Annotated in this window: 23 protein-coding genes; 11 read left to right on the forward strand and 12 right to left on the reverse strand. The window is 70.1% G+C overall.

The window, feature by feature from the left end; genetic code table 11:
• Positions 1-112: 112 nt before the first annotated feature.
• Positions 113-616: a hypothetical protein gene (locus KF837_12810; GenBank protein MBX3228195.1), complete on the reverse strand. Its 504-nt coding sequence runs from the start codon at positions 614-616 to the stop codon at positions 113-115.
• 144 nt (positions 617-760) lie between these two features.
• Here KF837_12810 and KF837_12815 point away from each other — a divergent pair, with 144 nt between their 5' ends.
• Complete coding sequence (locus tag KF837_12815; protein ID MBX3228196.1) at positions 761-1,903, forward strand: tetratricopeptide repeat protein; 1,143 nt, start codon at positions 761-763, stop codon at positions 1,901-1,903.
• 190 nt (positions 1,904-2,093) lie between these two features.
• Positions 2,094-2,315 carry a cold shock domain-containing protein gene (locus KF837_12820; GenBank protein ID MBX3228197.1) on the forward strand — a complete coding sequence of 74 codons (222 nt, stop codon included), beginning with the start codon at positions 2,094-2,096 and terminating at the stop codon, positions 2,313-2,315.
• Between the two features lie 68 nt (positions 2,316-2,383).
• On the opposite strand, the gene KF837_12825 is transcribed toward KF837_12820, so the two are convergent.
• Genes KF837_12825 through pdhA form a run of 5 tightly spaced genes read right to left on the reverse strand, consistent with a single transcriptional unit; the run spans position 2,384 to position 7,687 of the window.
• Positions 2,384-3,301 carry a metallophosphoesterase gene (locus KF837_12825; GenBank protein ID MBX3228198.1) on the reverse strand — a complete coding sequence of 306 codons (918 nt, stop codon included), beginning with the start codon at positions 3,299-3,301 and terminating at the stop codon, positions 2,384-2,386.
• A 15-nt stretch (positions 3,302-3,316) separates the two neighbouring features.
• Positions 3,317-4,288, reverse strand: a complete 972-nt coding sequence (locus KF837_12830) for an SUMF1/EgtB/PvdO family nonheme iron enzyme (GenBank protein MBX3228199.1) — start codon at positions 4,286-4,288, stop codon at positions 3,317-3,319.
• Positions 4,289-4,294: 6 nt separating this feature from the next.
• Positions 4,295-5,683 carry a pyruvate dehydrogenase complex dihydrolipoamide acetyltransferase gene (locus KF837_12835; GenBank protein MBX3228200.1) on the reverse strand — a complete coding sequence of 463 codons (1,389 nt, stop codon included), beginning with the start codon at positions 5,681-5,683 and terminating at the stop codon, positions 4,295-4,297.
• Between the two features lie 12 nt (positions 5,684-5,695).
• Positions 5,696-6,685: a pyruvate dehydrogenase complex E1 component subunit beta gene (locus KF837_12840; GenBank protein ID MBX3228201.1), complete on the reverse strand. Its 990-nt coding sequence runs from the start codon at positions 6,683-6,685 to the stop codon at positions 5,696-5,698.
• 3 nt (positions 6,686-6,688) lie between these two features.
• A complete protein-coding gene (gene pdhA, locus KF837_12845; protein ID MBX3228202.1) occupies positions 6,689-7,687 on the reverse strand; it encodes a pyruvate dehydrogenase (acetyl-transferring) E1 component subunit alpha in 999 nt (332 codons plus the stop codon).
• A gap of 241 nt (positions 7,688-7,928) precedes the next feature.
• Between pdhA and KF837_12850 the strand changes: the two genes are divergently transcribed.
• Genes KF837_12850 through KF837_12865 form a run of 4 tightly spaced genes read left to right on the forward strand, consistent with a single transcriptional unit; the run spans position 7,929 to position 11,659 of the window.
• Positions 7,929-8,615, forward strand: coding sequence for a hypothetical protein (locus KF837_12850; GenBank protein ID MBX3228203.1), 687 nt, complete (start codon positions 7,929-7,931; stop codon positions 8,613-8,615).
• 19 nt (positions 8,616-8,634) lie between these two features.
• Positions 8,635-9,870, forward strand: a complete 1,236-nt coding sequence (locus tag KF837_12855; protein ID MBX3228204.1) for a c-type cytochrome — start codon at positions 8,635-8,637, stop codon at positions 9,868-9,870.
• Entirely contained in the window at positions 9,867-10,391 is a 525-nt protein-coding gene (locus KF837_12860) for a thioredoxin family protein (protein MBX3228205.1), read from the forward strand. The genes KF837_12855 and KF837_12860 overlap by 4 nt, the downstream gene beginning before the upstream one ends.
• A 35-nt stretch (positions 10,392-10,426) precedes the next feature.
• Complete coding sequence (locus KF837_12865; protein MBX3228206.1) at positions 10,427-11,659, forward strand: hypothetical protein; 1,233 nt, start codon at positions 10,427-10,429, stop codon at positions 11,657-11,659.
• Positions 11,660-11,666: 7 nt separating this feature from the next.
• Here KF837_12865 and KF837_12870 read toward each other — a convergent pair whose 3' ends face one another.
• On the reverse strand, positions 11,667-12,035 hold the full coding sequence (locus KF837_12870; protein MBX3228207.1) for a helix-turn-helix domain-containing protein: 369 nt from the start codon (positions 12,033-12,035) through the stop codon (positions 11,667-11,669).
• Positions 12,036-12,155: 120 nt separating this feature from the next.
• Here KF837_12870 and KF837_12875 point away from each other — a divergent pair, with 120 nt between their 5' ends.
• Both KF837_12875 and KF837_12880 read left to right on the forward strand, forming a co-directional pair.
• Positions 12,156-12,440, forward strand: a complete 285-nt coding sequence (locus KF837_12875) for a hypothetical protein (protein MBX3228208.1) — start codon at positions 12,156-12,158, stop codon at positions 12,438-12,440.
• A 128-nt stretch (positions 12,441-12,568) separates the two neighbouring features.
• A complete protein-coding gene (locus KF837_12880; protein MBX3228209.1) occupies positions 12,569-13,327 on the forward strand; it encodes a hypothetical protein in 759 nt (252 codons plus the stop codon).
• Positions 13,328-13,478: 151 nt separating this feature from the next.
• On the opposite strand, the gene KF837_12885 is transcribed toward KF837_12880, so the two are convergent.
• Genes KF837_12885 through KF837_12895 form a run of 3 tightly spaced genes read right to left on the reverse strand, consistent with a single transcriptional unit; the run spans position 13,479 to position 16,874 of the window.
• Positions 13,479-14,771, reverse strand: a complete 1,293-nt coding sequence (locus KF837_12885; protein MBX3228210.1) for a serine/threonine protein kinase — start codon at positions 14,769-14,771, stop codon at positions 13,479-13,481.
• A 5-nt stretch (positions 14,772-14,776) separates the two neighbouring features.
• Positions 14,777-15,895 (reverse strand): ABC transporter ATP-binding protein, encoded by a 1,119-nt coding sequence (locus KF837_12890; protein MBX3228211.1) that lies wholly within the window; start codon positions 15,893-15,895, stop codon positions 14,777-14,779.
• A complete protein-coding gene (locus KF837_12895) occupies positions 15,852-16,874 on the reverse strand; it encodes an ABC transporter ATP-binding protein (GenBank protein ID MBX3228212.1) in 1,023 nt (340 codons plus the stop codon). Before KF837_12895 ends, KF837_12890 begins: the two co-directional genes overlap by 44 nt.
• 16 nt (positions 16,875-16,890) lie before the next feature.
• On the opposite strand from KF837_12895, the gene KF837_12900 reads away from it, so the two are divergent.
• A complete protein-coding gene (locus KF837_12900) occupies positions 16,891-17,571 on the forward strand; it encodes a DNRLRE domain-containing protein (protein MBX3228213.1) in 681 nt (226 codons plus the stop codon).
• A 224-nt stretch (positions 17,572-17,795) separates the two neighbouring features.
• On the forward strand, positions 17,796-18,089 hold the full coding sequence (locus KF837_12905) for a hypothetical protein (protein MBX3228214.1): 294 nt from the start codon (positions 17,796-17,798) through the stop codon (positions 18,087-18,089).
• 179 nt (positions 18,090-18,268) lie between these two features.
• On the opposite strand, the gene KF837_12910 is transcribed toward KF837_12905, so the two are convergent.
• The gene (locus KF837_12910) at positions 18,269-19,234 is read right to left on the reverse strand and encodes a hypothetical protein (GenBank protein MBX3228215.1); all 966 of its coding nucleotides are present in this window, start codon (positions 19,232-19,234) and stop codon (positions 18,269-18,271) included.
• Positions 19,231-22,797 carry a hypothetical protein gene (locus KF837_12915; GenBank protein MBX3228216.1) on the reverse strand — a complete coding sequence of 1,189 codons (3,567 nt, stop codon included), beginning with the start codon at positions 22,795-22,797 and terminating at the stop codon, positions 19,231-19,233. Before KF837_12915 ends, KF837_12910 begins: the two co-directional genes overlap by 4 nt.
• A gap of 111 nt (positions 22,798-22,908) precedes the next feature.
• On the opposite strand from KF837_12915, the gene KF837_12920 reads away from it, so the two are divergent.
• A complete protein-coding gene (locus tag KF837_12920; GenBank protein MBX3228217.1) occupies positions 22,909-23,298 on the forward strand; it encodes a hypothetical protein in 390 nt (129 codons plus the stop codon).
• Positions 23,299-23,390: the final 92 nt, after the last annotated feature.

Here is a 23,390-nt window from a genome sequence, read left to right on the forward strand (position 1 = left end):
AGATCTGCTCCGCAGCGTATTGGACGGGCTTGGCGGCAGCCTAGTCAAATCCCCGTGGACTGTAGCCTCACGAGGATCCTGAAGCCCGTAGCCTCACGAGGATCCTGTGAGCTTAAAGCCGGCTGCGGACGCGGCCGGCCTTGGCGTAGCTCCAGCCCTGGCCCTGCGCGAACTGCGGGTCGGCGGCGCGGGCGGCGGCGCGCTTCTGGCTCTCCTCTTCGAGCTTGTCGGCGACGGAGATGCGCTCCTCCGGGTTCTTCTTCGACGTGCCCTTCGGGACGAGGCCGAGGTTCTCGGCGAGGTCCGAAGAGTCGACGACCGAGAGGCGGCCCTTCTTCGGGACCCACTTCGGGAGGTTCTCGTCCGGCGTCGTGCGGATCTTCGAGTGCGCGAGGTTGTTCGTCGCGAATACGGGGGCCGACGTCTCGAGCGGCTGCTCCGCCTGGACCGGCGCGGGAGCCTCCGCCTGCGCGGGCGCGACCTGCTGCACCGGCGCGACCTGCGCCGGCGCGGGGGCGGCTTGCGCGTGGGCCGCACCAGGGGCCATCAGCATCATGGCGAGGGCACCGAGAGAGGCGGACGCGACGGCGATGGGGAGGTACTTGGAGAGGCTCACGCTCGGGGTAGCTGCAACCGCGGTGCCGCGTGGAGGGCCGCAAAAATCCGCGAGATTTGCGTCTCAAACCGGTACCAATGCGCCATTCATGATCCAGTGGAGGAAGTACCCAGGCTGCTCCCGGCCGGTCTAAGCTTCTTCGCGATGAGACGCGCGGTCGTCGTACTCGCCGGGGTCCTGATCGCGTGCAAGGAGCCGGAGGCGCCGCCGGCCACGCCCGTCGCCGCCGTTCCGGCGCAGCCTCCTCCACCGTCGGTCACCGCGCCCGCGCCCGTCGCCACGCCTCCACCGCCGCCGCCGGTCGAGACGTTCCCGCCGCCGAAGCCGACGACGATCCCGCTCGGCAAGACCGGCGACCCGAGCCTCGACGCGACGCTCTCCGAAGGCGACAAGGCGTTCGAGACCGGCGACCTCGCGAAGGCGCTCGCCCAGTACGAGGCGGCGAAGAAGGCGGCGCCGAAGCGCGCGGCGCCGCTCGTCGGCATCGCGCGCGTGAAGGTCGCGAAGGCGAGCCCGAGCCTCGCGTACGCGGCGGCGGAGAAGAACGCGGACGTCGCGGCGGCGGCGAAGGACCTGAAGCGCGCGGCGGAGATGGAGCCCAACTTCGGCGCCGCGCACGTCGAGCACGGGCGCGCGCTCCTCCTCCTCGGTGACGGCCCCGGCGCGGAGGTCGCGCTCCGAAAAGGAGTGAAGCTCCTCGAGGCCGACGCGGAGGCGCACTCGGCGCTCGGCGTCGCGCTCCTCGCGAACGGGAAGTCGGAGGACGCGGTCGTCGAGCTCACGAAGGCGAAGGAGCTCGATCCCGGGAGCTCCGCGCGGCGCGGCAACCTCGGCACCGTCCTCTTCATGCGCGGTCGCGTGCAGGAGGCGATCAAGGAGTACGAGGCGGAGACGAAGATCGATCCCAACGACGCGCACGCGCGCTCGGACCTCGGCACCGCGTACCTCGCGTCGAACGACTTCCAGCGCGCGGTGCCGGAGCTGCGGCGCGCGATCGAGCTCGATCCGAAGCGCGCCACGTTCCGCTCGAACCTCGGCTACGCGCTCCAGCTGCAAGGGAAGACGAGCGAGGCGATCGCCGAGTACCGAGAGGCGCTCAAGCTCGATCCGAAGCTCGCGAGCGCGTGGATCAACCTCGCGACCGCGCTCGCGCGCGATCCGAAGACGCGCGGCGAAGCCCGCGCCGCGCTCGAGAAGGCGCGCGCGATCGACCCCGCCGATCCGCGGGTGAAGGCGAACCTCGAAGAGCTCGACGCGCTCGAGAAGGGCGGCGCGACCTCGAAATAACGACCGGTTTCAACCAGTTTTTCGGGGCCCGACGAGCGCCCCGGAAGATTGCAGTTTCCAAGTTGACGGCGAGAATCGACCTCACATATGGTCGCGCCGTCCTGAAGCGATTCAAGGCAGTACCTGAAGCAGTAGCAGTAGCAGCACCCGCAGTAGCAGTACCGGTAACAGTGGAAGTGGAGGCATCACGATGGCAGTGGGCAAGGTGAAGTGGTTCAACGACGAGAAGGGCTGGGGGTTCATCAAGCAGGACAGCGGCCCCGATGTCTTCGTTCACTACTCGCAGATCTCCGGTGACGGCCGCCGTCGCCTCTTCGAGGACGAGACCGTCGAGTTCGAGATCAAGGAGGGGCCGAAGGGCCTCCAGGCGATCAACGTGCTCCGCCAGGGTGGCGCGCCCGCGATGGGCTGATCGCGCTCGCTAGCTCATCCACCCGAACCGAAGCGCCTGCCTCCCTCGCGGAAGCAGGCGCTTCTGGTTTAAACCCACTTCGGGACGGAGTCGACGCGGAAGCTCCCGTCCTTCGGGACGAGGACGTGCGCGGCGATGTCCTCGAGATCGCCGGCGCCGTTGAACGAGTAGAGGTTGAAGCCCGCCATCCGGTGCTCGTCCTCGTGGTGGAGCGACGCGCTCGTCGCGATGACGGATTGGAGCGCGCCCGCCTTCGTCTCCCACGCGCGCTGCACGCGGCGGTGGAGGTGCCCGTGGAGGAGGAGGCCGCGCTTCACGTGCGCGATCGCGTCGCCGAGGTCGCTCGCGTCGACGAGCCCCTCGACCAGCGTCTTCACCCTCGATGGCGGGTTGTGGATCGGGTGGTGGAACGCGAGGACGGGCGTGCGCCGCTTCACCTCGTCGTGCGCGAGGACGCGCGCGAGCGCCTCGATCTGCTTTTGCCCGAGCTCGCCCGACGCGACGAGCGGCGGGCGCGGCACCGCGCTCGAGAGCCCGATGATCGCGAGCGGGCCGCGGAGCTTCACGACCGGGAAGCGACCGAGGTCGATCTCCGCGGCGAGCTCGGGGAGGTCGCTCTCGAGGTACGACGCGAAGAAGCGCGTGAAGCGCCGCGCCCTCATCGCGCCGCGCGTGTAGAGGTCGTGGTTGCCGGGGACGAGGGTGACGTCCTCGGGCGCGACGCCGAGGTCCTCCTCGACGAGGCGCTTCACCGCCTCGAACTCCTGCTCGAGCGCGAGGTTCGTGAGGTCGCCGGTGATGACGACGTGATCGACCTTCGCCTCCGCGACCGCGCGCGCGACCGCCTTCACGTGGGCGGGGCGATGCTTGTGCTCCCGCTTCAGGCGGAGGTTCACGAGCCCGGTGAAGCGCTTGTTGAGGAACCGCGTGCGGCTCACGCCGTCGAGCGCGAGCACGTGGAGATCGGAGAAATGGGCGACGCGCATGGGGCCACCCGAACCTTAGCGCGTCGCCGGATCGGCCGCGCAGCGGAAGCCGACGTCCTTCAGCGCGAACGGGAAGGCGTACCGCCACGCCGCACGTTGCTTGAACGCGCCGTCGAGGTACGAGCCGCCGCGGATGACGTGGCCGTAGACGCTGAACGGCGCGCCCTTCGGGTTCGTCTGCGCCGCGCGCGGGTACCCGAACTGCTGTTCGTCGCGGTCGTACCAGTCGGCGACCCACTCCGCCGCGTTGCCCGCCATGTCGAGGAGGCCGCTCGCGGTCGCGCCGTCGGGGAAGGAGCCGACCGGAGCGAGGCCGAGGAAGCCGTCGCGCCCGTCGGTGCGATCGTCCGCGTACGAGCCGTGGTTCGAGAGGTGCGGGTTGTAGACGTTGCCCCACGGGAAGGTGTTGTTGACGCGGCCGCGGGCCGCGAGCTCCCACTCCGCCTCGGTCGGGAGGCGCCCGCCGTCCCAGCGGCAGAAGTCGTTCGCGTCGTCCCAGGTGACGTGCGTGACGGGGAAGGTGGGGACGTCGTAGCGCGGATCGCCGAGCGGGAACGACGGCGGCGCGCACGCCCCCGCCGACACGCAGCGCGCGTACCGCTCCACCGTGACCTCGGTGACGTCGAGATCGAAATCGCCGACCGTCACCTCGTGGGCGTGGCCCTCCGCGCGGATCGCGCGCCCGACCGACCACGCGTCGTTGTCCTTGTTGCAGAGGTTGGCGAGCGTCTCCCTCGTGCAGAGCTGGATCGCCTCCGCCATCTCCTGCGGCGTCGAGCCCATGACGAAGCGGCCGCCGGCGATGCGGACGCGTCCCTGCCGCGGGACCCGCAGCGCGACCACCCCCTGCGCGGGGGCGGAGAGCTCGGCCGCCGGCAGCCCCGCCCAGAACGGCGCGAGCTTCTGCGGGCGGCGCGCGCCCTCGATTCCCCAGGGCGAGTCGGCGTTCGGGCCGAGCGCGAGGAGGAAGGCGAGGAGCGCGTGCATGGACGATCAGCCGGTGAGGATCCGCATCGGATGCTCGAGGAGATCACGTAGCTCGGCGAGGAACGCCGCGCCAACCGCGCCGTCGACGACGCGGTGATCGCACGAGAGGGTCATCGCCATCTTCTTGCCGGGCACCACCGCGCCGTCTTTGACCACCGGCTCGGCGCGGGCTTGGCCGACCGCGAGGATCGCGCCCTCGGGCGGGTTGATGACGGCGGAGAACTCGTCGATCCCGAACATGCCGAGGTTCGAGATCGAGAACGTCCCGTCGCTCATCTCCTCCGGCTTCAGCTTCTTCGTGCGCGCGCGCGCGGCGAGGTCGCGGACCTCGCGCGCGATGCCGACGACGCTCTTCTGGTCCGCGTTCCGCACCACCGGCGTGACGAGGCCGTCCGGGATCGCGACCGCGACCGAGACGTCGACGCGCTTGTGGATGAGGATCGCGTCGTCGGTGTACTGCGCGTTGCACTCCGGTACGCGCACGAGCGCCGCGGCGGCGGCCTTGATGACGAGGTCGTTGAGGCTGACCTTCTCCGGCTTCGGCGGGTTGGGATCGTCCTTCTTCGCCGGCTTCATGTTCGCGGCGAGGTCCTGGTTGATCGACTCGCGCAGCTTCACGAGCTCGGACACCTCGACGTCGATCGTGAGGTAGAAATGTGGGACCGTCTGCTTCGACTGGGTGAGGCGCCGCGCGATCGTCTTGCGCATCGGCGAGAGCGGGCGCACCTCCGGCTCCGCGAGGCCGACCTTGGCGAGCGCGGCGCTCGGGGCCGCGGCGGGCGCGGGGCCGCCGCTCTTCATGCCTTCGAGGTCGGCGGGGACGATGCGGCCGTGCTCGCCGCTGCCCTTCGCGGCGGAGAGGTCGATCCCGCGCTCGCGGGCGACCTTGCGCACGTAAGGCGACGCGAGGACGCGCTCTCCGCCGGGGGCGGGGGCGTCTTCGCCGGCGTCCTCCGTCCGCGTGAGCACGCTGCCGGTCCGCTTCGGCGCGGGAGGCGGCCGCAACGTCGGGGCGGCCTTCGGCTTCGGCTTCGCGGCCTCTTCTTCGGGCTCCGCGCGCTTCTCCTTCTTCTTCGCGGAGGAGATCGGGGCTTCCTCTTCCTTGGCCGCGCCGCCGCCGCCGCCCGCCTCCGCGACGAGGGCGGACACGTCTTCGCCCTCGCTGCCGAGGATCGCGACCGGCTGCCCGAGCTTCACCGTCGCGCCTGGCTCGACGAGGATCTTGAGGAGCGTGCCCTTGTCGAAGGCGCGGAACTCCATCGTCGCCTTGTCGGTCTCGACCTCGGCGAGCAGATCGTCCACGTTGACGGAGTCGCCTTCCTTCTTGTGCCACGTCGCGAGGACGCCCTCCTCCATCGTGGGGGAGAGCTTCGGCATATCGAGGATCTTCGCCATGTCGTCCTCCTCTCAGGCGCGGCCGCGCGAGACCACGCGCTTCACCGCGGCGATGACGCGGTCCGGCTGCGGCATGCAAAGCTGTTCGAGTTTCGCGTTGTACGGCATCGGGACGTCGAGGGTGGTGACGCGCAGGATCGGCGCGTCGAGGTAGTCGAAGGCGAGGCGCTGGATGCGGTCCGCCACCTCCGCGCCGACGCCGCCGTACGGCCAGCCTTCGTGCACCATCACGACGCGGTGGGTCTTCCGCGCGGAGGCGACGATCGTGTCCTCGTCGAGCGGGCGGAGCGAGCGGAGGTCGACGACCTCGCAGGAGATCTTCTCCTTCGCGAGCGCCTTCGCCGCCTCGAGCGCGACGTGCGTCATGCGCGAGTACGAGACGATCGTGACGTCGTCGCCCTCCTGGACGACGCGCGCCTTGCCCATCGGCGTGACGTGGTCGCCGTCGGGGACCTCGCCCTTCAGCGAGTAGAGCGTCTCCGACTCCATCACGAGGACGGGGTTGTCGTCGCGGATCGCCGCCTTCATCAGGCCCTTCGCGTCGTCGACGAACGCGGGCGCGACGACCTTGATCCCGGGGATCGTCGCGTAGAAGTGCTCCATCGCGTGCGAGTGCTGGCTGCCGACCTGGCGCGCGCTCGCGTTCGGGCCGCGGAAGACCATCGGGCAATTGAACTGCCCGCCCGACATCTGGCGCAGCTTCGCCGCGCTGTTCAGGATGACGTCGAACGCGACGGCGGAGAAGTTCCAGGTCATGAACTCGATGATCGGCCGAAGCCCCACCATCGCCGCGCCGACGCCGATGCTGGCGAAGCCGCACTCGGCGATGGGGGTGTCGATGACGCGGCGCTCGCCGAACTTCTCGAGCATCCCTTCGCTGACCTTGTACGCGCCCTGGTAGTGGCCGACCTCTTCGCCCATCAGGAACACGCGGTCGTCGCGCTCCATCTCTTCGGTCATCGCCTCGCGCAAGGCTTCACGGAATCGGATCGTTTTCGCCATGGCTCAAGCCGCAAAGGGTCCGTCGTAGGTGGTCGATTCGAGGAGCGAGGCGTCGGGCTCGGGGCTCTTGTCCGCGAACTCCACCGCGTCCATGACCTCCTTCTCGACGAGGTCCTCGAGCTCCTTGAGCCGCTGCTCGCCGTACTCGTCGGCGAGGCGCTGCCGCGCGCGGAAGAGCGGGTCCTTCTTCTTCCGCTCGTCGAGCTCCTGCGCGGTGCGGTACTTCGCGGGGTCGCTCATCGAGTGGCCGCGGAAACGATAGGTCCGAACCTCGACGAGGGTAGGGAGGGAGAGCTCGCGCGCGCGCTGCACCGCCTCGCCGATGCGCTTCTCGACCTCGAGGACGTCCTCGACGAAGAAGCGATCGCGATCGATGCCGTAGCCGAGTGCCTTCATCGACACGTCCTCGACGCTCATCGAGCGCGAGAGCGGCGTGCCCATCGAGTACTCGTTGTTCTCGCAGATGAAGACGATCGGGAGCTTCCACAGCGCCGCGAGCGACACGCCCTCGTGGAAGCCGCCGATGCTCACCGCGCCTTCGCCGAAGTAGCAGAGCGTGACGCGGCCGTCGGCGCGGTACTTCGACGCGAACGCGGCGCCGGCCGCGAGCGGGATGTGCGCGCCGACGATGCCGTAGCCGCCGAGCATGTTCGTCTTCTTGTCGAACATGTGCATCGAGCCGCCGAGCCCGCGCGAGCAGCCGGTGTCCTTGCCGTACAGCTCCGCCATCATCGCGCGCGCGCTCATGCCCTTGGCGAGCGCGACGCCGTGATCGCGGTACGTCGTGACGACGTAGTCCTCGGGGCGGAGCGCGGCGATCGATCCGACCGCGACGGCCTCCTGGCCGATGTAGAGGTGGAGGAAGCCGCCGATCTTCCCCTGCGCGTACGCGCGGGCGGCCTCCTCTTCGCAGCGGCGGATGAGGAGCATTTGCCGATAGAGATCGGCGAGATGGTCGAGTTGGCTCCCCGGGCGGGTCGGGGGGTGCGGGTCGTGGCTCATCTTTGTCTCGTTGGGGCGTCCACCTTATCCCACCGAAAAAAAGAATCTGGTCACGAAGGTACAAGGCCAGACGACGGTGCAGCGTTCTTTAAGGAGAGGAGGCCCAGACCTTTCGCTAACCCCGCGAAATGTCTAGGTGACACGTGTGCGTCGCATGCTGCGACGCGTCAGCTCGACGCAGTCATCCGATCGGGTGACGGAACTTTCTCGAAGCCGAATCGTCAGAGGAGCTCACCGCATCATGAAGACCATCGCCAAGCTCGTCGCCGTCGCCCTCGCCATCATCCCCGCCACCCTCGCGACGACGTCCGACGCGAGCGCGTGCGGCATGTCCGTTCGTCTCGAGCCGGTGAAGGCGAAGCCGACCCCGGTGCAGGAGATCGCGCGCGCCGAGAAGTCGCTCGAAGGCGGCAACAACAAGGAGGCGGCGCAGGTCGTCCTCGCGAGCTTCAGCAACGTCCGCAACGCGACCGCGGGCGCGAACCCGCTCGAGACGCGCGCGCTTCGCGTCTTCGCCCTCGCGATCGTCCGCTCCGGCGGCGCGGTGAACGAGCGCAACGCGGGGAGCTGGTCGCAGAACGAGTGGACGCCGAGCGCGAACCTCGAGTGGGCGGTGCAGTCGCTCCGCGAGATCGACGCGAAGCGCCCGAACGATCCGACGGTGCAGGCCGACCTCGGCGAGGCGCTCTCGAAGCTCCCGCGTACGCAGGACGAGGCGCTGAAGCTCCTCGGCGGCCTCGCGCAGAAGGACCTCATGGGCTCGCCGTTCGCGTACGCCGCGCTCGCGAAGATCAAGGGCGCGAAGGGCGACACCGCGGGCGCGGAGGCGGCGATCAAGCGCTGCGAAGAGATGACGAAGGCCCCGGGAGTTTGCAAGCCCGCGACCCCGGCCGCGCCCGCGAAGCCGGCCCCCGCCGCGCGCGCCTGATCTCGCGTACGCTCTGCCCATGCGGAACACCCTGGCGATCGCGATCGCCGCGGCGGCGCTCGCCGGTTGTCCGAGCAAGAAGACCGATCCCGTCGCGGCGAAGGACGCCGCGGCGCCAGTGATCGCGATCGAGAACGAACCGGTGGCGAACGCCGCGCACGGCAAGGAGCTCGTGCTGCAGTTCCAGTGCAATCGGTGCCACGACGGGACGGGGCATCCGGCGGCGGAGGACGGCAAGCACTGCGTGCATTGCCACGAGAACATCATGACCGACCGCTTCAAGGCGGCGCCGGCGTCGATCGCGCGATGGAAGCCGCGCGTGAAGGAGCTGCAGTTCGCGCCGTCGCTCGAGGCCACGGGCGCGCGGTTCAGCCGCACGTGGGTCGAGTCGTACTTGCTCCAGCCCGCCGACCTGCGGCCGCACCTGCATCAGTACATGCCGCGCCTCGCGATCACGCGCGAAGACGCGCGCGACATCGCGGCGTACCTCGTGCCGGACGCGAAAGAGCCGAAGGCGGAGCCGCTGAAGGCGGACCTCGGGAAGGGGAGGCAGCTCCTCGAGACGAAGGGCTGCGGGAGCTGTCACGTGATGACCGGTGTCGCCGCGCTGCCGCCGTCGGCGCCGCCGGCGATGGAGAACTTCGAGAAGGCGCATCGGCTCGCGCCCGACCTACGCTTCGCGCGCGATCGGATGAGCGCGACGAAGATGCAGGCGTGGCTCGCCGATCCGAAGGCGGTGAAGCCCGACACGCTGATGCCGAAGATCGCGCTCACGCCGGAGGAGATCAAGGACATCACCGGCTACCTCCTCGAGGCGGAGGTGAAGCCGCCGCCGAAGCCGGCGAGGTTCGCGCGGCTGCCGGTCCTCGATCGCAAGGTCACGTTCAAGGAGGTCGACGAGAAGGTGTTCCACCGGACCTGCTGGCACTGCCACTCCGAGCCCGACTTCGCGATCGGCGACGGCGGCCCCGGCAACTCCGGCGGGCTCGGCTTCAAGCCGCGCGGCCTCAACCTCTCGGACTACGCCGGCATCATCGCGGGCGACGTCGACGACAAGGGCGAGCGGCAGAGCATCTTCGCGAAGGACGACAAGGGCGTGCCGCGCATCGTCGCCGCGCTCGTCGCGCGCCACGACGAAGAAGAGCAGGGCGCCGAGACGGGCAAGGTCCGCGGCATGCCGCTCGGCTACGACGCGCTCTCGGCGGAGGAGATCCAGCTCGTCGAGACGTGGGCGTCGCAAGGGCGGCCGAAGTGACGCGCGCTCTCTTCGTCGCCGTCGCCGTCGTCGCGGCGTGCACGCCGAAGGCGAGCGAGGACGTGAAGCCGGACGTCACGCTCGCGAGCGTGGCCGCGTCGGCGGCGTCGTCGAGCGCGCCGGCGGAGCGCGGGAAGGTCGTCGTGCAGGCCGCGGCCGCGGACGGCGACGCGATCTCGATCATCCGCACCGCGCGCCTCCAGGCGAAGGCGCAAGGGCGCGTGCTCGTCGTGTACGTGAGCGCGACGTGGTGTGAGCCCTGCAAGCGGCTCAAGGCCGAGATCGAGGCGGGGAGCCTCGACGATCGCCTCGGCAAGACGACGCTCCTCGCGTTCGACGCCGACAAGGACGTCGAGCGCCTCGGCGCCGCGGGCTACTCGTTCAAGTTCGTGCCTTACGTCGCGCTTCCGGGGCCGGACGGCCAGCCCGCCGACTCGCAACAGGCGACGGGGAAGGGGAGCAACGCGTGGAAGGAGCTCCTCGGCAAGCTCGACGCGTGGCAGGCGCAGGCTCCGAAGTAACGACGCCCCGAACCGACTGAGACTAGGATGGTCCCGTGTGGCGCGGCGTGCTCGTGTTCGCGATCACGTACGTGCTCGTCGCGAGCAAGAGCCTGCGCGTCGTCAAGGTCGACCGGCCCGCGGGCGCGCTCATCGGCGCGGTGCTCGCGGTCGCGCTCGGCGCGCTGACGCCCGAAGAGGCGGCGCAGGCGGTCGACCACACCACGATCGTCCTCCTCTTCGCCGTCATGGGGATGGGGGCGTTCCTCTCCCTCGACGGGTTCTTCGAGCGCGCGGGGGAGCTCGTCGTCGCGCGGGCGCGGACGACGCGGCGCCTCCTCGGCGCGACGGTCTGGGGCACTGGTCTCCTCTCCGCGATCGTGACCAACGACGCGGTCTGCGTCCTCCTCGCGCCGATCGTCGTCGGCTGGATCGAGCGGCATCGCCTCCCGCGCGTGCCGTTCCTCCTCGCGCTCGCGACGGGCGCGAACACGGGGAGCGTCGCGACGCTGGTGGGGAACCCGCAGAACATGCTGTGCGGATCGCTCGGCCAGCTCCGCTTCGCGCCGTTCCTCGTCCACATGGCGCCGGTCGCGCTCCTCGCGCTCGCGATCAACCACGTCCTGCTCCTCCTCATTTATCGGCGTGAGCTCGCCTCCTCGAAGCTCGCGCCGGCGATCGCGCCGGGACACGTGTTCACGTGGCGATCGTCGGTCACGCTCGGCGTCATCCTCGCCACCGTCGGCCTCTACACCGCGGGCGCGCCCCTCTCGTTCACCGCGCTCGGCGGCTTCGCCGTGCTCATCGTCGTCCATCGCACCGCGCCGGAGAAGGTCTGGGAGCGCATCGACTGGGCGGTGCTCGTCTTCTTCGGCGCGCTCTTCGTCGCGGTCGAGGCGCTCGCGAAGAGCGGCGCGGCGGCGCTCGCCTTCCGTCACTTCCCGATCGTCGGCGCGGGCACGAGCGCGGAGCCGGGGTCGCTCGGCTGGCTGCGCGCGGCGGTGTTGTTCCTGATCGGGAGCAACGTCGTCACGAACGTGCCGTTCATCCTCGTCGTGCGGAGCGAGCTCGAACGGCTCCCCGACGCGACCCTCGCCTGGGAGATGCTCGCGATGGCGTCGACGTTCGCGGGCAACCTCACCCTCCTCGGCTCCGTCGCGAACGTCATCGTCGCGGAGAAGGCGCGCTCCATCGGCGGCCTCCGGTTCTGGGAGCACCTCCGCGCGGGTCTCCCGATCGCGACCGCGACCACGCTCGTCGGGGCGCTCATGACCTACGCGCTGCGCTGAGGCAGCCTCACCGGCGCTTTGGTTTCTTGGTCGCCCGTGAGGGGCGGCTCGGCCGAGCCGAATCGACGACCGCCTGGAGGAGGGCGAGCGCGAGCGGCCGCTGGTCGGACGGGATCGCGACGGCGATCGCGACGACCTTGTCGAGCCAGCCGTCCTTCGTCGCGTCGCCGAGGAGCTCCGTCGGCGTGGCGTCGAGCGCGTGTCCGAGTACGAGGAGCGTCTGGACCGTCGGCAGCGCCTCGCCGCGCTCGAGGATCCCGATGTAGTTCGGCGTCAGCTCGACCATCTCGGCGAGCGTCGCCTGGCTCCAGCCACGAGCCTCACGGCGCGCTCGGATTCGCGCGCCGAGTCGCGTTCCGACCGCGCTCCGCTGCATGCGCAGAGAAGAGCCGGATGGTTGCCGGAACGCGACCAACTATCCATGTGTGAACGATGAATGGTAGGCATGGGCCGACGAGCTCGTTTGATATATCTCGCAAGATGGTAATTTGCGGTCATGAGCGATGACCCGGGTGCTCTCGGTGGTGAGCTACGTCGCGCCATCTGGCGCGCGAGCGAGCTCGCGACCACGCTCCGAAACGTCGCCGGCCGGATGACGTCGGTCGTCGAAGAGACACGCGCGAACGGCTCGCCGGAGGAGATCCGCCGGAGCGCAGACGAGCTCGCCGGCGTGGTCGGTCAAGGCCTCGACCTGCTGCTCGAGCTGCGCGGCCTCCAGGGCCGCCTCGAGGCCCTCGCCGCGGTCGCCCCCGCCCAAGGACGCGCCCGTCGAGGCTTGTAACGAACTACGAGTTCGTGCACACGAACTATGAATCAACAGGCCCCAGCTTCGTCTGTGCTGCGGACTGATTGAGAAGCTCCGACCTCGCCGAAGGCTGAGCGACGGAGCGATTCGAGGAGGATGTGGGGATGATTGTACGTACGACGGTCGTGCTCGCCTTCGTGGCGATCGCGGGTTGCATTCTTCCGGACACGGACATGGTGACGCCAGAGGGGAACGCGTGCGGAGCGTACGCATTCACCATCGCGTGCGACCAAGTCCTCTCGGGAGGCGCGCGCCAGTGCACGGAATATTATGGGAACTTCCCTGCCGGCTATCCGGCTCGCCAGTCGGACGAGAACCTGTGCACCGCGGGCAAGGGGACCATCCTCCCGGGCAAGTGCCCGACGGAGCAGACGCTGGGCTCGTGCACGACGACCAGCGCGATGGGCAGCTATGGGAAGAGCGCGATCCAATTTCAGTACGAGGCACCTTCCGTCACGGCCGAGGGCCTCCAAAGAAGTTGCGGGCGCACCCGCGGTACCTACGCCGCTCCCGGAACGCCGCCGGCGCCGCCCGGCGCGGGCGCATCACAGAGCTGTGGGGGCTCGAAGGCGTCTTCTGGTGCCGTATCGTTCAGCCTATCCGTCGGCTTGAATGGCGCGCCGATCGCGTGCGCCGACTATTTCGGTGCGACGCCCGATCAAGTCGCGGCGGCGCTCCGCTCGGGGGCGACCACGGAGCCGTGTCCGCGCGAGAACATCGTGGCGATCTGTGACCTGCCGCGTGGCAGCTTCGATGGCCTGCGTGCGATCGAAGTCTCGTATCGCGCGTTCGACGACGAGCCGCGCATCTCGAAGGAGGAGTGCGAGGGGATGGGTGGGACGTTCTCGACGACCTATCCATAGCGCCGCGCAATCACGGGTCGCCGGTCGTTGGCGCCCTCACCGCCGCGGCGAGCTACGGAATTCGGGTGCGTCGTGACGGGCATTGAGGCGACGCTCTATCCGAACGGGCTTGGACGCGGCGGGGGCGGAGCCGAAGCTCTGACGCCGGCGTTCACTCCTCTTCGACGGACGGTCCAGCGTCGGCGGGCGCGGGCTTTGGGACCGCCGATGGTTTCGGCTTCGCGGTCGGATGGGGTTTCGGTGCGGGTGTCGGCGCGGGCGCGGAGCCGAGCACGGCGGAGTCGGAGCCGATGACGCCGGTGGCGTTCTCGGGGGGCGGGGCGTTGCGGCGGCCCATGAGGACGAGGACCAGGATCACGATGACCGCGATCGCGGCGGCGACGTTCTGGAAGCGCTGCGTTTGGCGGCGCGCGACGATGCTCGGGCGGTTCGTGTCGAAGCCGCCCGAGTCGGTCGCGAGCGCGGCGTTCGCGGGCTCGATCTGCTTGCGTACGGTCGCGCGCGACGAGAGCGGCGTGCGTTCGAGCTCGAGGATCGCGGGGGACGGCGTGGGGAGCGAGAGCACGCGGCCGACGCGGGCCGGCGGCGCGGCGTTCTCGAGGATGCGCGCGACCTCCTCGCCGAGCTCGGCGCACGAGGCGAAGCGATCGCCCGGCGCCTTCGCGAGGCCGCGCTGGATCGCGGCGTCGAGCGCGACGACGGCGGCCTCGTTGCCGATGATGCTCGTCAGCGGCGGGGGCGGATCGTTCGTGACCTTGCCCGCGGTCGTGATCGCGTCGGCGGCGGAGAACGCCCGCCGCGCGCACGCGGCCTCGTAGAGCGTCGCCGCGAGCGCGAACTGATCCGACGCCGGGCCGAACGCGCCGTCGCCGAGCGCCTCCGGCGCCGTGTACGCGGGCGTCCCGAGGACCGTGTTCGCGCGCGTGATCGTGGACTCGGGGATGCGCGCGATGCCGAAGTCGGCGATCTTGAAGCCGGTGCGCGAGAAGAGGACGTTCTCCGGCTTCACGTCGCGATGGATGACGCCGGCCTCGTGCGCGAACGACAGCGCGGAGCCGAGCTCGCGCGCGAGCCGGGCGACCTCGGCGAAGGGGAGCGGCCCCTGCGCGAGGCGCTCGCGGAGGGAGTGCTTCTCGTCGCCCTCCTTCGACGCGACGTACTCGAAGACGAGGAACAGACCGAGCTTGTCGTCCTCGCCCATGTCGTGGAGCGTGACGATGTTCGGATGCGAGACCGCCGCCGCCGCGCGCGCCTCGTGCTCCATCCGCACGAACAGCTCGTCTCGCACGCGCGGCGGGAGCGCGAGGTCGTCGCGGAGGACCTTCACCGCCACGCGCCGGCCGAGCACCGTGTCGCGCGCGAGCCAGACGCGGCCCATGCCGCCCTGCCCGAGCATCCGCTCGACGTCGTAGCGTCCGATGGTCTTCGGTTGCGGAGCCCCCACCTTCGCTACTCCGTGTGGGGGTTCCAGCAGGCGACCTTGTGCCCCGAGCCCTCGACCTTCTCCTCGAGCTCGGGGACCTCGCGGTCGCAGGTGTTCTTCAGCGCGCGCGGGCAGCGCGGATGGAACGGGCAGCCCGGCGGCGGATCGATCGCGGAGGGCGCGTCGCCCTCGAGCACGATGCGGAGGCGCTTCTTCTCGGGGTCGGGCTCGGGCACGGCGCCGAGGAGCGCGCGCGTATAAGGGTGCTGCGCCGCGGTGTAGACCTGCTCGGTCGTGCCCTGCTCGACGATCTTGCCGAGGTACATCACGAGCGCGCGCTGGCTGATGTGACGGACGACGCGGAGGTCGTGCGAGATGAAGAGGAAGGCGACGCCGAGCTCGTCCTGCAGGTCCATCAGCAGGTTGACGATCTGGGCCTGGATCGAGACGTCGAGCGCGCTGATCGGCTCGTCGCAGACGATGAACTTCGGCTGCACCGCGAGCGCGCGCGCGATGCCGATGCGCTGGCGCTGGCCGCCCGAGAACTCGTGCGGGTAGCGGCCCATCGCGTCGGGGCGGAGGCCGACCTTCGCGAGCAGGCCGGCGACCATCTCCTCCTCGTCCTTCTTCGTCGCGGCGAGCTTGTGGATCTGGATCGCCTCGCCGACGATGTCGCGCACCGTCATGCGCGGGTTCAGGCTCGAGTACGGGTCCTGGAAGATGATCTGCATCTGACGGCGGAGCGGACGCATCTCGCCGGGGCTCAGCGGGAGGATGTCCTTGCCGTCGTAGACGACGCGCCCGAACGTGGGCTCGATGAGGCGCAGGATCAGGCGGCCGAGCGTGCTCTTGCCGCAGCCGCTCTCGCCGACGAGGCCCACCGTCTCGCCGCGGCGCACGCGGAGCGAGACGCCGTCGACCGCGCGTAGCACCTTCTGCGAGCGCGCGAAGAAGCTCGCGCCGACGGGGAAGTACTTGCCGAGCTTCTCCGTCGCGACGAGCGTGCGCGGCCGCGGCGCGCCGGGGGGCGCGATCGTCTCGACCGGTCCGCTCTCCTCGATCGCCGGATCTGCGCTCGTCGTCACGTCTCTCGCTCCAAGCTTAGACCTCCTCCGCGCGAATGCAGCGCGCGAGGTGGGTGGCATCTCCGGAGACCGGCTCGAGGGTCGGCTCCGCCTTCGTGCAAGCAGGGATCACCATCGGGCAGCGATCGGCGAAGCGGCAGCCGGGCGGGAGCTTGCGCAGATCGGGGACGATGCCCTCGATGACGGGGAGGCGAGGGCGCTTGCCGGTCTCGGGATCGGGCGCCGGCGGCTCGAACGAGGGGAGGCTGCGGAGGAGCCCGCGCGTGTACGGATGCCGCGGACGCGCGAAGAGGCGCTTCGCCGGCGCGGACTCCACCACGCGCGCGGCGTACATGACGATGACGTGGCTCGCGACCTCCGCGACGACGCCGAGGTCGTGCGTGATGAGCACGATCGCCATCCCGAGGCGCTCGCGGAGATCGCCGATGAGCTTCAGGATCTGCGCCTGGATCGTGACGTCGAGCGCGGTCGTGGGCTCGTCGGCGATGAGGAGCTTCGGCTCGCACGCGAGCGCCATCGCGATCATCACGCGCTGCCGCATGCCGCCCGAGAGCTGGTGCGGGTACGCGTCGACGTTCGTCTCGGGGGTGGGGATGCCGACGAGGCGGAGCATCTCGATCGCGCGCGCGCGCGCCTCGCTCCGCGACTTCTTCTGGTGGAGCCGGATCGCCTCGATGATCTGCTGACCCACGGTGTAGACCGGGTTCAGGCTCGTCATCGGCTCCTGGAAGATCATCGAGATGTCGTTGCCGCGGACGTCCTGCATCGCGCGCTCGCCGATGTGGAGGATGTCCTTGCCGCGGAGCTCGATCGTCCCGCGCTCGATCTGCCCTTGCGGATGCGGGATGAGGCGCATGATCGAGAGCGCGGTCACGCTCTTCCCGCAGCCGCTCTCCCCGACGATGCCGACGACGCCGCCCTCGGGGACGTCGAACGAGACCTCGTCGACCGCGCGGAGCACGCCCTCGTCCGTACGGAAGCTCGTGACGAGATCGCGCACGCGGAGGAGAGGAGCCGATCGTGACATCCCGCGCGCCATGCTACGCTCGCGCGCCGTGAAAGGGCTACTTGGCGCGACGCTCGGGTTCGTGCTCGGCGCGGCGCTCGCCGGCTGCGCGCCGCGCGCGCGGATGTGCACCGCCTCGACCGAGTGCGCGGACAAGAACGCGTGCGTGGCGGGGCGCTGCCAGCTCGAGAAGCCGACGGTGAAGCCCGCCGTCGACAGCGCGCGCCGGATCGTCGTGCGCCCCGTCGACCTCGCGGTCATCGCGCGGGGCGAGGGCGCCTCCGAGGGCGGGCTCCCGCCGCTCTTCGCGCTCGGACGCGGCTCGACGAAGCTCCTCCTTCGCTTCTCGGTCGCCCTGCCCAGCAACACGAACGTGGTGGAGGCCTACGTCGTGCTGCGGCGCTCGACCCTCGTCGACGACGATCCCGCGCCCGTCCATCTCCACGCCACGCGGATCGAGGAGCCCTGGTCAGGCGGATCAGTCTCGTGGTCGCTCCAGCCCCGAACGAGCGAGGTCCGCTCACCCACCACCACGGCCGAGCCCTCCGGGAGCCCCGTCGTCCGCATGGATGTCCGCGAGCTCGTTCGACATTGGGCGAAGCGCGACCCCAAGGACCAGGGGATCGCGATCGAGGCCGAGAACGACACGCGCAGCGGAACGACCTTTGCTTTGTCCACCCACGGAGCCGACCGCGATGCCGAGCCCTACCTCGAGCTCTACCTTCGCTGATCGGAAACGGTTCGAGAAAATCCGGACAGGGTTGAAGCTCCGCCCATGTGTTACGTCCAATTCGCTACCAACGAACTCCACCGAGAGCCCCGCTCAGCGGGGGGTGAGGGGGGCGGCAGCCCCCGTTCATCTTGAGCGGTAGCGAAGCGAACGCGAAAGATCGGGGTATGGGGCGGAGCCCCATCTCAAGGAGATTGGACATGCGAGTCACGAAGGTTCTGGGTTTGGTCGTTGCGGCCGGTGTCGCGGTCATCGCTCTCACGACGACCACGGAGTCCCGCGCGGGTGGTGAAGAAGAGTTCGTGAAGGTGACGTGCAGCGGAGGCGACGTGACGGCCGTCGGGAAGGCGCCCTGGCACACGAACGCCGAGGCTCCCTGGAAATGGGACAAGGGCGAGAAGCTCTCCGTCAACGGAGAGGTCGCGAAGTTCAAGGGCGCGAAGTGCGAGGGCACGATCAAGGCGTACGTCTGCAACGGGGATCAGTGCAAAGGGCCGATCTTCGTCCCCGTTCACTGAGGTCTTACTCAACGTCGGGGCTTCGCCCCGACCCCCCACCGCACTCAACGTCGGGGCTTCGCCCCGACCCCCCACCCCAGACACGGCCCTCGCGCTGCGCGCTCGGGGCGCTTCGCGCCCGCTTTCGCGGCCGCTTCTGGGGCCCCGTTTTCGACGTCGGGCGCGTTGCGGGGCGGGAGCTACTTTGTGGTGGCGGACGCGATGGGGGTGCCGAAGTAGATGCGGGTGCAGGTTGCGTTTGCTTGGGCCCAGGGGTGTGGGCCTAGGTCGTGGACGCTGATGAGCTCTTCGGTGCCGTGGAGGCGGGCGAGCTTTTCGGTCTCGGTGACCTCGTCCCAGTAGAAGAGCGTCTGGAAGTCGTCGCCGGTGCCGGTGGGGCGGCGGCGCTTCGTGCCTTGGGCGCGGAGCTCGTCGAACGCGAGCGTGCTGGTGGGGAAGAACGTGCCGTACATCGAGGTGCGCGCGGCGAGGCGCATCGTGTCGGGGTCCTTGCCGAAGACCGAGTAGAGCAGCACGACCTCGGTGTTCACGAAGACCGGATCGCCGAGCGACTCACCGTCCTCGAGGCGCCCGACGAGCGACGCGAACGGCGACGCGTCGGCCGCGGCGAACGAGCCGGTCCGCTCCTCCCGCTCGAACGGAAGGAAGCTCCGGCGATCGGCGCCGACGGCGACGAGATAGGTGCCGTCCTTCGAGAGCGCCACCCCGTCGGGCGCCGCGTCGCTCGTGATCGCCTGCGGCGGGCCGAACGGCTCCGCCGTGCTCGCGCGATCGGCCACGAACACCGAGCCGCCGGACGTCCACGCGATCGTGAGCTCGTCGCGCGTGATGCCGGCGAAGCGCGCGTTGCTCGTCGCGATGACCGTCGTCGCCGCCTCGAGCGTGAGGCTCGGGTTGCACTGCGACGGCGGCAGCTCGGGGACGTCGGCGCCCGCGTCGGTCGTCACGGCGCCGCTCGAAGAAGACGACGAGGACGAAGTCGACGATGACGACGAAGTAGACGATGACGACGAAGTAGACGAAGAAGAGGTCATCGACGGTTCGTCGAACGTGTCGAGGCTGGCTCCGGGTGGGAGCGCGTCGGAGCAGGCGATCGCGAGGGCGGCGGCGGCGAGGCCGGCGGCGAGGAGCGTGGGGGTCTTCATTCGTAGGGGGTGCAGTCGGCGTTGACGCGCCAGTCGGAGAGGGTGGGGGTCGCGGTCGTGTCGGCGGAGGGCCTGAGCTCGAGCTCGATGCGCAGGAAGTCCTGCGACGTCGAGCCGTCGGCGACGAGGAAGGAGTGGACCGTCGCCGCCGGCGTGGGGACGAAGGACCAGCTCGTCGCGGTCGCGGTCGCGGTGCCGATCGTCACCGCCGGCGCGGCGGCGAAGCTCGGGGCGCCGCCGTCGGCGAGCTTGCCCGCGGTGCGGGCGCGGACGACCATGCTCGTGCCGGGCGGGAACGTGCCCTTGTACTCGAACGTGCCCCAGCGGACCTGGTGCGCGGAGGGGCACGGGTTCGTGTAGTCGCGCGTGAAGACGCCCGGCGTCTCGTACTTCGGGATCGGGGGGACGTCGGAGCAGGTGCCGTTCGAGCAGAGGAAGCCGGAGCAGCAGTCGGAGCTGGTGGAGCACGCCTGACCCGCGCTCGAGCACGTCCCGGTCGTGATGCAGTGACGCGTCGGCGGGCTCGTGAGCGGCGCGTCGAGGCGGCACGTCGAGCCGGCGCAGCAGTCCTGCGTCGTCTCGCAGAGGTTGGCGCTCGTCTTCGCGGTGCTCCCCGGCCGGCAGGCCTGGTTCACCCAGTACGCCTTCGAGTTGCCGGAGACCCACTCCTGACCGGGGAGGTAGAAGGCGGCGAAGCTCGGATCGGTGCCCGGGGTCGGGTTCGCCTTCATCGCGGCGACCCAGAGCTTCTTCGTCGTGACCGTCTTGCTGAGGTCCTGGTGGCGCGGGTCGCTCCACCACGGGTTGCCCGTCGCGATGTTGCCGAACATGCGGCGCGAGGTGAAGACGACCCAGTAGTACTCGTCGGTGGTGCCATCGGCCGCCTTCGTCGGGGTCGGGTTCATCGTCGGCTCGTAGTTGAGGACCGGCTCGATCGTCGCGTTGTGGCCCGGCACGTACGTCATCGCCGGGACGGTGACGTAGTTGTTGCTGCTGCACACGTTCGTCGACGTGTTGCACGTGCTCGAGCCCGCGCAGTCCGCGTTCGTGAGGCAGCCGCATCGGCTCGACGAGTTGCACTTGTTGCTCTCGCACTGCGAGGCCGCGGTGCACGCCGCGCCGACGGGGCGGAGCGTGAGCGTGCCGGTGCCGGTGCAGCGGCCGCCGTTGCAGTTGCCGGAGCAGCACTGCGAGGCCGCGGTGCACGCGAAGCCGCTCGCGGTGCAGTAAGACGCCGCGTCGGCGCCGACGGGGAGGTAGCTCGCGCCCGCGCTCGTGCGGCCGTTCGCGGCGTTGAGGCGCGTGGGCTGCGAGGCGCCGCTGATGTTCGTCCACCAGAGCTCGGCCTTCGTCCCGTCGTTGTTGCAGACGCCGCTGTTGTCGCAGCCGGAGCGCGTGCCGCCGAAGTCGGAGAGGCCGCCGCCGACGGAGCCGTTGTTGAAGACCTCGCGCTCGTAGAGGACGCCGGTGTCCTTCGGGAGGAACGTCGGCCAGAGGTCGAAGCACGCCTGCGACGGGTGGAGCGAGCTGCACGCCGTCGCCGGCTCCGTGTTGAGGACGCGGAAGTTCGAGAGGCGGCTGTTCGTCGCGTCGTAGTCCATGATCGCGAGCGAGCGCTTGTCGCCGACCTTCTTCTCCTCCGCCGTGCAGTGCGTGTTGAGCGTGCCGTTCGGGCAAACGGAGCCGTCGTGGAACTGCATCGCGATCTTCGCGCCGGTCGAGGAGAACGCGGGGACGCCGGCCTCGAGCGACCAGCTCGAGCTCGGGACGGTGATCGTCTGCGGGCTCGAGCCGCCGGTGCGGTAGGTCGCGGCGCGCGCGCTGCCGAGGCCGCCGGCGCCGAGCGACCAGAACGAGCTCGTGATGTTGGGGTTGCTCCCGTCGAGGCCGCCCGGCGGCGGACCCGAGCTGTGGCTCTGCTGGACGCCGGCGTTGCCGAAGAGGAAGCCGCCGGTCGGGAAGATCGCGGGCCACGCGTAGGTGCCGTCGGTCCGCGCCGTCATCGTCGTCGCGGTGGGCGTCGCCGCGGTGAGGTTCGTGATCATCTCGGAGGTGCCGTTCGCGCCGCCGAACTTCTGGGTGATGAGGACGCTGCCGTCGGCCGAGGCGGTGTGGCAGACGCGGCAGTTGTTGCCGCTCGTGTCGTTGTTCGGCGAGAAGCCGGCGATGACGTGGGGGCTCGTCGCGCCGGGCGCGATGCCGAGCGTCGCCGCGCCGAACCGGCCGGACGGGAAGGTGACGCCGCCGGTGGTGTCCTTCGCGCCGCCGTAGTTGTACGTGAGGCGCGAGCCGTAGGACTGGTAGTAGACGTTGCCCTTCATCTGGCTGTGCGCGAAGCGGATCGTGCGCTTCATCTCCGCGCGGCGCGTCGTGCCGACGAGCCGCTGCACCGCGATCTCCGCGTCCTCGCCCTTCGCGCTGCGCTCGAAGCTGCTCCACGCGACGGCGGGGATGTTGGGGTAGCGCGGCGCGGCCGCGAGCGAGACGCCGGGCGAGCCGGGGACGATCTGGAGCGCGTTGCTCTCGGCGGTGACGACGGACCAGCGGAAGTAGGTCGTGCCCTTCGTCCAGCGGAGCGTGATCTTCGCCGCGCTCGCCGCCGGCGTCCCGGTCCACTGCGGGATCGGCGCGGGGAGGCCGAGCGGGAGGACGGTGCCCTCGTAGGGGTAGAGCATCGAGTTGGTCTCGGCCGTGCCGGTGGTCGCGACGTTGAGGAGCGCCGCCTGCGACGTGTAGCCGGTCTCGACCGCGACGTTCACGTTCACGAGCGCGTCGACGGAGCCGACGAGGCTGCCGACGTGCGCCTTCACCGTGACGGGGCCGGCGATGGGGGAGATCGCGGTGAGGACGCCGGTGTCGCCGCTGCTCGTGATCGTGAGCGCGTCCGAGCGCGTGTCGTCGATCGTCCAGAGCGGCGTCACGGTGCCGGGGTAGCAGCCGGCGGGCGTGAGCGTGGCGGTGAACTCGAGCTTGTCGGCGGCGGTCGGGCTCAGCGTCGTGAGCACGAGCTCGGACGTGGTCTTCGGCGTCACGGTGAGGCCGGTGCACGTCGACAGCGTGAACGTGCCGGTCGGGCTCAGCGTGAGGCCGCCGTCGACGACCTTGATGCCCGCGTCGGCCGGGACGGTGAGCCCGACGGGGTTGTCCGCGAACTCGTTGCAGTAGGGGTCGCACGCGTTCGTCGCGCACTTGCTCGGCGTCGCCGCGAGCGCTTGCGTCCCGAGCGACGGCGCCGGCACCGTGCGCGTGCCCTGGTCGCCGGTGCACTCGCTCCAGACGTTGGTGGAGAGGCAGACGCGCTCCCCGATCGTGCACTGGATCTCGTCGCCGACCTGAACCCGGAGCTTGCCGCACTCGACGAGCTTGCCGACCTCGTCGCACGGACACCCCTCGTACGGCGTCGCACACGTCGCCTCGGTGACGTCCCCCGTCATGAAATTGTCACCCGCCGCGTCGGGGCCGGGGTCGGAGCAGGCGGTCGTGATCGCCGCTGCGCCCGCGGTGATCACGAGGGCAATCAAGAGGCTGGGTGTCCACGAGCGGCCGTCGGTTCGTCGGTTCACGACCACCCTCTACGCAACTCGTGGACCTACGCGGACAGTCAAAACCATGACGCTCGGGAGCGGACCGCCGACCCCCTGAAGGAACAGCAGAGCCGGCCGTTCCTCCGTGGCATGAATCTCCGCCTCGCGTTCGCTCTCGCCGTCGTCGCCTTCAGCGAAGTGATCGTTGGATGTGCCGCCGAGCGCCCCCCGCCCGCGTCGCTCGACGTCCCGAGCGAGGACGTCTCGTTCGGCTTCTCGACCGACGAACCGGAAGAGGCGCCGAGGCAGCTCTGCGAGCCGGGGACCTCGCGCGAGTGCGTCATTTACCTCGGCATCAGCACGCACGGCAGCATGAACTGCTACCGGAGCATCCAGTTCTGCCGGAGCGACGGCAGGGGCTGGCACGACTGCGCGGACTTCGAAGGGCCGGAGACGGATCGCGCGCCGGACTCCGAGCCGGAGCCCACGCCCGAGCTCCCGTCCGACGTCGACGCGGGGACACCGGATCCGGTGCGCTGAGCCCGCGCCCGCCGGGGGCGATCTGATAGCCTCTCGGAATGACGCAGAACGAGAGCGGTGGCAGCAGCGTGGCGGCGGAGATCAACTCCGTC

This window comes from Labilithrix sp. (genome assembly GCA_019637155.1).
In the GTDB taxonomy this organism is placed as follows: domain Bacteria; phylum Myxococcota_A; class Polyangia; order Polyangiales; family Polyangiaceae; genus Labilithrix.